Raw genomic sequence first — 8,378 nt, forward strand, 5'->3', positions numbered from 1 at the left:
GCCCGTCNCGCGATCACCCCGTTCGACACCGACGAGGAGGCCCTGGCCCTCGCCAACCACACCACGTACGGTCTGGCCGCCTACGTCTGGACCAGCGATCTGAAGCGCGCGCACAACTTCGCCCAGAGCGTCGAGGCCGGCATGGTGTGGCTGAACTCCAACAACGTCCGCGACCTGCGCACACCCTTCGGCGGCGTCAAGGCATCGGGCCTCGGCCACGAGGGCGGCTACCGCTCCATCGATTTCTACACCGACCAGCAGGCCGTGCACATCACGCTCGGCCCCGCCCACAATCCCACCTTCGGCAAGGGAGCCTGAGATGACCGACCGCAGCCAGATGATCCGAACCTCCTCGGGATTCTTCGTCTCGCAGGAGGCGCCGATCCACGCGGACAATCCCATCCCGACGCCCTCTGTCGCCGCCCCCGACATCCTGCGCTGCGCGTACATGGAGCTCGTGGTGACCGACCTCGCGGCATCCCGCGAGTTCTACGTGGACATCCTCGGGCTGCACGTCACCGAGGAGGACGACGAGACGATCTACCTCCGTTCGACCGAGGAGTTCATCCACCACAACCTCGTCCTGCGCACGGGCCCGATCGCCGCCGTTGCCGCCTTCTCGTACCGCGTGCGGTCGGCGGAGGATCTCGACAAGGCGGTGGCCTTCTATTCGGAGCTCGGATGCCGCGTCGAGCGCCGACCCGACGGGTTCACGAAGGGCATCGGCGACTCGGTGCGGGTGGAGGATCCGCTGGGCTTCCCGTACGAGTTCTTCTTCGAGACCCAGCACGTGGAGCGCCTGTCGTGGCGCTACGACCTCTACTCCCCCGGCGAGCTCGTGCGCCTCGACCACTTCAACCAGATCACGCCCGACGTGCCGCGCGCGGTCGGCTTCATGCAGTCCCTCGGCTTCCGCGTCACCGAGGACATCCAGGACGAGGAGGGCATCGTCTACGCCGCCTGGATGCGCCGCAAGCCCACGGTGCACGACACCGCCATGACCGGCGGAGACGGACCCCGCATGCATCACGTGTGCTTCGCGACGCACGAGAAGCACAACATCCTGGCCATCTGCGACAAGCTCGGAGCCCTGCGCCGCTCGGATTCCATCGAGCGCGGCCCCGGTCGGCACGGCGTCTCCAACGCGTTCTACCTGTACCTGCGCGACCCCGACGGTCACCGCGTCGAGATCTACACGCAGGACTACTACACCGGCGATCCCGACAACCCGGTGGTCACCTGGGACGTGCACGACAACCAGCGACGCGACTGGTGGGGAAACCCCGTCGTCCCGTCCTGGTACACCGACGGATCCGTGGTGCTCGATCTGGACGGCAATCCGCAGCCCGTGCGCGCCCGTACCGACGCGAGCGAGATGGCGGTCACGATCGGCGCGGACGGTTTCAGCTACACCCGTGCCCCCGAAGAGGTGGGCGCCGGGGAGTTCAAGCTCGGCAACCAGCTCTGACCACCCGGCCGCCCCCGGCATCCCCTATCCCCCCCCCCGCACCCTCCTGCGTCCCGCCCGCCGTGTCCCACTTTCGGCTGTCACAGCACTCCTCAGCCGACAGGAAGTGGGACACACACCGGCGGAAGTGGGACACGGACCGCGAACCCAGAAGCTCAGAGGAGCAGACACATGCTCAGCGACGCACAGATCGACGCCATCGCGGCGGAACTCGCCGAGGCAGACCGCACCCACAGCGTGATCCCGCGCATCACCGCGCGGTATCCGGATGCCGGGGTGGAGGACTCCTACGCGATCCAAGGCCGCTGGCGCGACACGCAGATCGCCGCGGGGCGCACCCTCGTGGGGCGCAAGATCGGTCTCACCTCGAAGGCGATGCAGCAGGCGACGGGCATCAGTGAACCGGACTACGGGGTCATGTTCGACGACACCGTCTACCGCTCGGGCGCGGAGATCCCCGTGGATCACTTCTCGAACGTGCGCATCGAGGTCGAACTGGCCTTCGTGCTGAAAACACCGCTGGAGGGTCCCGACTGCACGCGGGAGGACGCCCTCGCCGCGATCGACTATGCCGTCGCCGCCCTCGAGGTGCTGAACTCGCACATCGAGCTGGAGGGGCGGACCATCGTCGACACCATCAGCGACAACGCGGCCTACGGCGCCATGGTGCTGGGCGACGTGCACATGAGCCCCGAAGAGATCGATCTGCGCTGGGTGCCGGGCGTGCTCAGCCGCAACGGAGAGATCGAGGAGACAGGCGTCGCCGCCGGCGTGCTCGGCCACCCCGCGACCGGCGTCGCGTGGCTCGCCAACAAGTTCCACCAGCACGGAGCGCGCCTGGAGGCGGGCGAGATCATCCTGGCAGGATCGTTCACACGGCCCGTGTGGGTGCAGCGCGGCGACACGGTGCGCTGCGACTTCGGACAGATGGGGGTGATCGAGTGTCGTTTCGTCTGAGGGCGACCCTTCGCGACCGGCTGGGGGCGGCATCGCGCCCCCTCGTCGGCGGCTGGGTCTGCACCGGCTCACCGCTGGTCGCGGAGATCATGGCGGGATCGGGGCTCGACTGGCTTCTGGTCGACATGGAACACGGCCCCAACACGCTCGACACGGTTCTCGCTCAGCTGCAGGCGATCGACGGATCCGGCGCGACCCCGGTCGTGCGCGTGCCGATCGGCGATGCCGTCACGATCAAACAGGTGCTCGACCTCGGCGCGCAGAACATCCTCGTGCCCATGGTCTCCACCGCCGACGAGGCGCGCGCCGTCGTCGCCGCCACGCGCTATCCCCCGCGCGGTCGGCGCGGCGTGGGCTCGGCGTTGGCGCGCTCGGCTCGATGGAACCGGGTCGAGGACTACCTGGCGAACGCCGACGCCTCCGTGTCGGTCTTCGTGCAGATCGAGAACGCCGAGGGCGTCGATGCGGCGGCCGAGATCGCCGCCGTCGAGGGCATCGACGGCGTGTTCGTCGGACCGAGCGACCTCGCCGCCTCGCTCGGACTTCTGGGGCAGCAGACGCACCCCGACGTGGTCGACGCGGTGCGACGTACCTTCGCCGCCGTGCGCGCAGCGGGTCTTCCCGTCGGGGTGAACGCGTTCGACCCGCAGCTCGCGCAGACCTACCTCGACGACGGCGCCGCCTTCATTCTCGTCGACGCCGATGTGGCGCTCCTGGCCCGCGGGTCGGAAGCCCTCGCGGCGCGATGGGTGACGGAGCACGACCACACCGAGCGCGACTCCTACTGACACGGGGCGCCGCGCGTCGACACGCGTCGAGCTGCTGTCAACCCCCGCGCGGCCGGCGCGGCGCCATGCCACCCTGTGAGCATGCAGAGGATCGTCACCGCCCGCATCGAGCTCGACGTCACCGACCCCGCCGACCTCGTGTTCGCCGTGGCCGCATCCCGGGCGTATGCCCCGGCATCCGAGTCCCTCGACGTGCGCGTCGACGGCTCACCCGTGCCGGTGCGCGAACTCGCCGACGCACACGGAGGTCGCCTCCACCGGGTGGACGCGCCGATCGGCCGCCTGCGACTGGACTACGCGGCGACCATCGACGGCGCGGCCACGCCGCTGGACGCGGACGAGACGGAACTGCTCGTCTACGGCCGCCCCAGCCGCTACGCGGAGTCCGACGCACTCGCGCCGACGGCCGCGGCCGAGTTCGGTGGCATCACCGATTCGAGCGACCTGCTGACGGGTGTGTCGTCGTGGGTGGGCACCGAGCTGTCGTACGTCAGCGGCTCGAGCCTGCCGACCGACGGCGCCGTCCGCACGCTCCTGGCCCGCCGCGGCGTCTGCCGCGATTACGCCCACCTGTGCGTCGCCCTTCTGCGCGCGGGCGGCGTACCCGCACGACTGGTCGCGGTGTACGCGCCGGGACTCGACCCCATGGACTTCCACGCCGTCGCCGAAGCATGGGTCGACGGCGCCTGGCGCGTCGTCGACGCCACCACCCTGGCACCCCGCGACACGCTCGTTCGCATCGCGACGGGCAGGGATGCCGCGGACACCGCCTTCCTCAACATCCTTCGCGGACGTGCCGACCTCGTAGACCTGCAGGTGACCGCGACCGCCGACACCCTTCCCGACGACGACCTGGATCGGCTGATCAGCATCTCCTGATCAGCATCTGCTGACCGCGCGAGTCAACCAGTTGACACCAGGGATGTCAACTGGTTGACTCTGGCTATGGCCGCCCGTCTCACCGTCACCCTCCACGAGCTCGTCGGCGAACTGGATCTGTTCGCGGACGCCTGGTTGCGCGACAGACACGGCGTGACCTTCAACCTGTTCGAGATCCTGGCGACCCTCTCCGAGCGGGCGCCGATCGACATCACCGGGCTCGCACGCTGCCTGCGCGTGACGAAGGCCGCGGTCAGCAAGCGCGTCCCGGCCCTGGTCGCCGACGGGTGGCTGCGCACCACCGCGGGCGAGGGGCGCCGCATCCTTCTGGAGCTGACCCCGAAGGGCGTCGAGCTGGTGCGCGTGGCCGGCGGCGAGCTCGAGGCCGAGTTCGCCCAGATGCTCGCCGATCCGCGCCTGGATCCGGTCTCCTCCGGCACCGGCATCACCCCCGCCGCGCTCAACGCCCATCTGTCGGCGCTCACCGACATCGTCCTCGCGAAAGGTCGCACGCCATGAACCGCCGCCTGCTCGTCATCGTCGGCACTCCCCTGCCCGATACCCTCACCCACGCGCTCGCGGAGAGCTACGTGTCGAGCGCCCGCGCCGCCGGCGCCGAGGTGCGCCTGATCGATCTCGCTCACGACCCCATTCCCGACCATCCCCGCACGCGCGACCAGCTGCGCGCGCCGCGCGTCGGCCGCACCGACGATCTGCCGCTCGATCCGGACGTCGCCCGGTACCTGGACGACCTGTTCTGGGCCGATCACATCGCGATCTTCCATCCGCAGTGGTGGGGCACCGTACCGGCAGCTCTGAAGGCGTTCATCGACCGTGTCTTCCTCTCGAACGCAACGTTTCGCTATCGCGAACGCTCTGCCCTGTCCGACCGTCTCCTCGGCGGTCGCACGGCACGCATCGTCATGACGATGGACTCTCCTCGGTTCTGGAACCGCCTCGTCTACCGCGGCGCCGCCGAAGCATCGCTCTCCCGGGCGACTCTCGGCTACTGCGGCGTGCGCACGGTGGGCATCGCACGCTTCACGCCCGTGCGCTTCAGCGATGACACTGCCCGCCGCGGCTGGATCGAGCGCGTGGCGCGGCACGGCAACACCGACGCCGCATCACCCCGCCGCGCGCGGCGCCCCTCGACCGACGACACCTCTCGCCCACCTCGGGCGGCGCGGGTGAAGACCCTGTAACAAAGCGTCGCCCGGCGAGGCCCGGCACCACGCCAGCGGGGAAGATGGATGTCGCGGCATCCGCGCACACGATTCGGCGCGCCGCTCATCCCACCCGGAGGTCTCCATGCCGCGCCCCATCCTGCGCACCGCCCTTGCCGCCACCGCGGCCGCTCTCGCCCTCGTCCTCGCCGGCTGCGCCGGAGGGACGTCGACTCCGGCGGGTGGGGCGTCCGACTCCGCCGGCACGGATGCCGGCTACATCACCCCCGGAAAGCTCACGTTCGCCACGGGCGAGACGGCGTACGAGCCGTACGTCTACGGCGACGACCCGGCATCCGGGAAGGGCTTCGAAGCAGCGGTCGCGTACGCCGTTGCCGATCAGCTCGGCTTCGCCAAGGACGATGTTGTCTGGGTGCGGACGTCGTTCGAGTCGGCGATCGCGCCCGGACCGAAGAACTTCGACATCAACATCCAGCAGTACACGATCACCGACGAGCGCAAGCAGGCCGTCGACTTCTCGACGCCCTACTACGAAGCGAGCCAGTCGGTCGTCGCGATCAAGGGCGGAAAGGCCCAGGGCATCACCGACATCGCCGGACTCAAGGGGCTCGCGATCGGAGCGATGACCGGCTCGACGAGCGCCGCCACGCTCGAGAAGGCGATCGCCCCGACCACCGCGCCGTCGCTCTACAACTCCAACGAAGACGCCGTCGCCGCGCTCAAGGCCGGCCAGATCGACGCGATCGTGCTCGACACGCCCACCGCATACGTCGCGGTCAACGCCCCCTACATCGACAACTCGTTCGTGGTCGGCGAACTGCCCGCCGCCGGCGTCCCCGACCAATGGGGACTGCTGCTGGCGAAGGACTCGCCGCTGACGGCCAAGGTCAGCGCCGCCGTCGACACGCTGCGCCAGAACGGCACCCTCGACGAGCTGAAGAAGCAGTGGCTGTCGGTGCTGACCGAGGGCGTGCCGCAGCTGAAGTGACCCGCTCGGGTAACGTCGGTCCGTGACCATTCACTCCCCCAGCGCACTCGAGCTCGAGCGGCGCGCGTTCCGCCGCGGGCGGCAGCGGCGCTCGGTGCTCGTCGCAATCGCCTCGAGCCTCGTGTTCGCCGCGATCGTCTGGGCAAGCGTCATCAACACGCCCCGGATGGGCGAGCGTGCAGCAGGCGTTCTTCGACCCGCAGATCGCACTGCAGTCACTGCCGAAGATCTGGGACGGCTTCCTCATCAATCTGCAGGTGCTGGGCCTCTCGCTCGTCACCGTGTCGGCCGTTGCCCTTCTGATCGCGGTGCTGCGCACCGCGCGCGGGCCGGTGCTGTTTCCGCTGCGCGTCCTCGCGGCGGCCTACACCGATCTCTTCCGCGGTCTGCCGTTCATCATCGTGCTCTACCTGATCGGCTTCGGCGTGCCGACGATCATGAACACGCGGATCCCCGTCGTGGTGCTCGGCGTCGTGGCGGTCACGCTCACCTATTCCTCCTACGTGGCCGAGGTGCTGCGCGCGGGCATCGAGGCGGTGCACCCGTCGCAGCGGCTGGCGGCCCGCGCCCTGGGCCTCGGCTACGTGCAGACCCTCCGGCGGGTCGTGCTGCCGCAGGCTGTCCGCAAGGTGACGCCGCCCCTCATGAACGACTTCATCTCGATGCAGAAGGACGTGGGACTCATCTCGATCCTCGGCGCGATCGACGCCATCGCCGCCGCCCGCTCGTCGGCGTCGTTGAGCTACAACTTCACGCCGTACGTCGTCGCCGGCATCCTGTTCATCCTGCTGGCCATCCCGACGATCCGCCTGACCGACTGGTACACCGCTCGACTGCGCGAGCGCGAGCAGCAGGGGTCGATCCTGTGAGCGGGCACGCCGCGGCATCCGGCACTTCCGTCCTGCGCGCCGACGAGCTCTGGAAGTCGTTCGGCGAGCGCGACGTCCTGCGCGGCGTCTCCGTCTCGTTGGCCGCGCACGAGGTGGTGGCCCTCATCGGCTCGTCCGGATCGGGCAAGTCGACACTGCTGCGCTGCCTGGGACTTCTGGAGCCCATCGACGACGGGCGCATCTGGCTCGGCGACCTCGACATCTCCGACCCCCGCGTCGACGGCAACCGCGTGCGCGCACGCCTGGGGGCCGTCTTCCAGAGCTACAACCTGTTCCCCCACCTGTCGGTGCTCGACAACGTCACCCTCGCCTCGCGCGTCGTGCATCGGATGCCGCGGGCACAGGCCGAAGAGCGCGCGCACGATCTGCTCGCACGCGTGGGCCTCGCGGAGTTCGCGACGGCACACCCCGACCGTCTCTCCGGCGGCCAGCAGCAGCGGGCGGCGATCGTGCGGGCGATCGCGACCGATCCCGAAGTGCTGCTCCTGGACGAGATCACCTCCGCGCTCGACCCCGAGCTCGTGGGCGAGGTGCTGGAACTCGTACGCGCTCTGGCCGCGGAGGGAACGACGATCCTGATGGCGACGCACGAGATGGCCTTCGCCCGTGACGTGGCCGACCGGGTCGTCTTCCTCGACGACGGCGTCATCGTCGAGGAAGGCGCCGCGGCATCCGTGTTCGCCGCGCCGCAGCACCCGCGGACGCGGGCGTTCCTGTCACGCGTCTCCGGCTGACGGCCGGCGGGCCTCACGCCCGCCTCAGCGCGGCGCACGAACTCCGCAGAATCGCACGAGCTCCGCACGGATGCCGAGAAAACGTGCGGAGTTCGTCACTCTCTGCGGAGCACGGTGGCTGCGCGCTCAGCGGGCGGCGCGGATGAGCTGCGTCGAGTGGTCGAGATGCGCGCGGACGGCCGCTCCCCCGTCGCGGGGCAGCGCGTCGAGGTAGGCGCGATGCTCGGCGGCGAGCGCACCCGGCGCGTAGTGGGGACGCACATGCGTCAGCAGCAGCAGCACCTCCGACTCGAGCGCCGCGTGTGCCTGCGCGATACGAGGGCTGTCGGCGACCTCGACGATCGCGCGATGGACAGCGGCGTGCGCGCGGATCGTCGCGGGCCAGTCGGCGCGGGCCTCGGCATCGGCGAGGTCATCGATCGCGGCCTCGATCGTCGCGCGCGTCGCGGGCGACCAGACCGAGCCCTGCGCCTCGGTGATGAGGCGACGC

At 69.9% G+C, this 8,378-nt stretch carries 10 protein-coding genes and 1 pseudogene; 10 read left to right on the forward strand and 1 reads right to left on the reverse strand.

Going from position 1 to position 8,378, the window contains the following annotated elements:
• The 10 genes and pseudogenes from I5I_RS04380 to I5I_RS04425 all read left to right on the forward strand — a co-directional run.
• Nucleotides 1-318, forward strand: a 318-nt coding sequence (locus I5I_RS04380; protein WP_036316836.1) for an aldehyde dehydrogenase family protein, incomplete at its 5' end; no start/stop codon positions are given.
• A gap of 1 nt (nt 319) precedes the next feature.
• Complete coding sequence (hpaD, locus tag I5I_RS04385) at nt 320-1,468, forward strand: 3,4-dihydroxyphenylacetate 2,3-dioxygenase (RefSeq protein WP_036316837.1); 1,149 nt, start codon at nt 320-322, stop codon at nt 1,466-1,468.
• A gap of 171 nt (nt 1,469-1,639) precedes the next feature.
• Complete coding sequence (locus I5I_RS04390) at nt 1,640-2,425, forward strand: 2-keto-4-pentenoate hydratase (protein WP_036316840.1); 786 nt, start codon at nt 1,640-1,642, stop codon at nt 2,423-2,425.
• Entirely contained in the window at nt 2,410-3,213 is an 804-nt protein-coding gene (locus I5I_RS04395) for an HpcH/HpaI aldolase family protein (RefSeq protein WP_036316842.1), read from the forward strand. The genes I5I_RS04390 and I5I_RS04395 overlap by 16 nt, the downstream gene beginning before the upstream one ends.
• A gap of 81 nt (nt 3,214-3,294) precedes the next feature.
• The gene (locus I5I_RS04400) at nt 3,295-4,092 is read left to right on the forward strand and encodes a transglutaminase-like domain-containing protein (RefSeq protein ID WP_036316859.1); all 798 of its coding nucleotides are present in this window, start codon (nt 3,295-3,297) and stop codon (nt 4,090-4,092) included.
• Between the two features lie 66 nt (nt 4,093-4,158).
• Nucleotides 4,159-4,611 carry a MarR family transcriptional regulator gene (locus tag I5I_RS04405; protein ID WP_036316844.1) on the forward strand — a complete coding sequence of 151 codons (453 nt, stop codon included), beginning with the start codon at nt 4,159-4,161 and terminating at the stop codon, nt 4,609-4,611.
• Nucleotides 4,608-5,294, forward strand: coding sequence for an NAD(P)H-dependent oxidoreductase (locus tag I5I_RS04410; protein ID WP_036316847.1), 687 nt, complete (start codon nt 4,608-4,610; stop codon nt 5,292-5,294). The genes I5I_RS04405 and I5I_RS04410 overlap by 4 nt, the downstream gene beginning before the upstream one ends.
• A gap of 106 nt (nt 5,295-5,400) precedes the next feature.
• Nucleotides 5,401-6,264 (forward strand): ABC transporter substrate-binding protein, encoded by an 864-nt coding sequence (locus tag I5I_RS04415; RefSeq protein WP_036316851.1) that lies wholly within the window; start codon nt 5,401-5,403, stop codon nt 6,262-6,264.
• A 22-nt stretch (nt 6,265-6,286) separates the two neighbouring features.
• Nucleotides 6,287-7,133: pseudogene (locus I5I_RS04420) on the forward strand (amino acid ABC transporter permease).
• Entirely contained in the window at nt 7,130-7,888 is a 759-nt protein-coding gene (locus I5I_RS04425; protein WP_036316854.1) for an amino acid ABC transporter ATP-binding protein, read from the forward strand. Before I5I_RS04420 ends, I5I_RS04425 begins: the two are co-directional and overlap by 4 nt.
• Before the next feature lie 126 nt (nt 7,889-8,014).
• Here the strand turns inward: I5I_RS04425 and I5I_RS04430 are convergent.
• The coding region (locus I5I_RS04430) for an FCD domain-containing protein (RefSeq protein WP_036316856.1) at nt 8,015-8,378 on the reverse strand (364 nt) is incomplete at its 5' end.

The sequence above is a fragment of the Microbacterium sp. B24 genome (assembly GCF_000333415.1).
Taxonomy (GTDB): Bacteria; Actinomycetota; Actinomycetes; order Actinomycetales; family Microbacteriaceae; genus Microbacterium.

Bases quoted from the DNA above. Each gene is read 5' to 3' on its own strand.
- hpaD (WP_036316837.1), top strand. From the start codon at position 320: ATGACCGACCGCAGCCAGATGATCCGAACCTCCTCGGGATTCTTCGTC.
- I5I_RS04390 (WP_036316840.1), top strand. From the start codon at position 1,640: ATGCTCAGCGACGCACAGATCGACGCCATCGCGGCGGAACTCGCCGAG.
- I5I_RS04400 (WP_036316859.1), top strand. From the start codon at position 3,295: ATGCAGAGGATCGTCACCGCCCGCATCGAGCTCGACGTCACCGACCCC.
- I5I_RS04405 (WP_036316844.1), top strand. From the start codon at position 4,159: ATGGCCGCCCGTCTCACCGTCACCCTCCACGAGCTCGTCGGCGAACTG.
- I5I_RS04410 (WP_036316847.1), top strand. From the start codon at position 4,608: ATGAACCGCCGCCTGCTCGTCATCGTCGGCACTCCCCTGCCCGATACC.
- I5I_RS04415 (WP_036316851.1), top strand. From the start codon at position 5,401: ATGCCGCGCCCCATCCTGCGCACCGCCCTTGCCGCCACCGCGGCCGCT.